Source organism: Burkholderia sp. Ac-20379 (assembly GCF_017104645.1).
Classification (GTDB): Bacteria; Pseudomonadota; Gammaproteobacteria; order Burkholderiales; family Burkholderiaceae; genus Burkholderia.
Genome location: NZ_JAAGPF010000813.1, coordinates 1 through 758, shown reverse-complemented (window position 1 = coordinate 758; position 758 = coordinate 1). Strand labels below are relative to the sequence as shown.

The following is a 758-nucleotide window of genomic DNA, read 5'->3' as shown; positions in this document are numbered from 1 at the left end:
TGCGTCTTGTAGCGCTGGAATTCCTCGAACGGCGACAGATACGGGTTCGAGTAGCCGAGGCCGACCACGAAGCCGACCACCACCTGGTTGTTGTCGAGGTGATACAGGAACGAGCCGCCGTAGGTGTCCGAGGCGAGCGGCCAGCCGGCCGTGTGGATCACGAGGCCGGGCTTGTGCTTGGCCGGATCGATTTCCCACAGCTCCTTGATGCCGATCCCGTAGGCCTGCGGATCGGCGTTCGCATTCAGCTGGAACTTGTCGATCAGCTGGCGGCCCAGGTTGCCGCGGCAGCCTTCGGCGAACAGTGTGTACTTGGCGTGCAGCTCCATGCCGAGCTGGAAGTTCTCGGTGGGCTCGCCGTCCTTGCCGATGCCGAGGTTGCCGGTGGCCACGCCCTTCACCGAGCCGTCCTCGTGATAGAGCACTTCGGCGGCCGGGAAGCCCGGGAAGATCTCGACGCCGAGCGCCTCGGCCTGCTGGCCGAGCCAGCGCGTGACGTTGCCGAGGCTGATCACGTAGTTGCCGTGATTCTTGAAGTTGTCGGGCAGCGCCCAGTTCGGCACCGATTTCGCGCCGGTTTCGCTGAGGAACAGGAAGCGGTCTTCGGCCACTTCCACGTTCAGCGGCGCGCCCTTTTCCTTCCAGTCGGGGAACAGCTCGCCGATCGCGCGCGGATCCATCACGGCGCCCGACAGGATGTGCGCGCCGATCTCCGAACCCTTCTCGAGCACGCAGACGTTGATCTCGCCGCCTTTTTC

1 protein-coding gene is annotated in these 758 nt (G+C 64.8%); it reads right to left on the bottom strand.

Annotated features, from left to right (window positions below):
* Nucleotides 1–758 (bottom strand): NAD(P)/FAD-dependent oxidoreductase (locus G3N92_RS34765; RefSeq protein ID WP_206131966.1); only part of this gene is annotated, 758 nt, incomplete at both ends.